Genomic DNA, 598 nt, shown 5'->3' on the forward strand with positions numbered 1-598 from the left:
CTCAACAATGTACTTTGTAGGTGGCGCGGCAGATCGCAATCTTAACAAGGGTGGTCAAGTCGCAGCTATCGCTGCTGGACTCGCTAACGCTCGCCCTTGCCACCGGCGTTAAATGCCTAGGAGAAATTGTGCTACCTGATGACAGAATGCCGGAAGCAGAAGTCACTCTAAGACTTGCCATGGTTATTATCGAGAATGCGCCTACGAATGAAGATGTAGTTTGTGACATCTACGGGGCACAGGTACAAGTAAGATCAAAAGTTATATTTCCGATTTTGGAGTTTCTGTCTTCGAAGGGCTGGTGCAGACCAAGTGACGAAGGAAGGTGGCAGTGTGGTTATAAAAACGAAGACTATGAACAAAAAATAATAGTCCACTCTTCCGCCGGCGAAGGTGATCTTGTTTCAAAACTTAACAATGGCTACACCCTTCGAGTTGAGTCCAAGAAAGGGCCATTGATAACCAAGCCCGGCTCACAAGAATACCCCCTAATTAGAGAGGCTATTGGCCAGCTAATGACAGTCGAGCATGCCAATGACGATGATATCCTTGCTGTAGCAGTTCCGGAATCCGAAAAATTTATTAATCTTGCTATTCA

1 protein-coding gene is annotated in these 598 nt (G+C 46.0%); it reads left to right on the plus strand.

Features of this window, described 5'->3' with window-relative positions; all coding sequences use genetic code 11:
• Positions 1-20: 20 nt before the first annotated feature.
• On the plus strand, positions 21-598 hold a 578-nt coding region (locus tag ACFQEU_RS17560), incomplete at its 3' end, for a hypothetical protein (RefSeq protein WP_379784242.1).

The organism is Halorubrum tibetense, assembly GCF_042661865.1.
In the GTDB taxonomy this organism is placed as follows: domain Archaea; phylum Halobacteriota; class Halobacteria; order Halobacteriales; family Haloferacaceae; genus Halorubrum; species Halorubrum tibetense.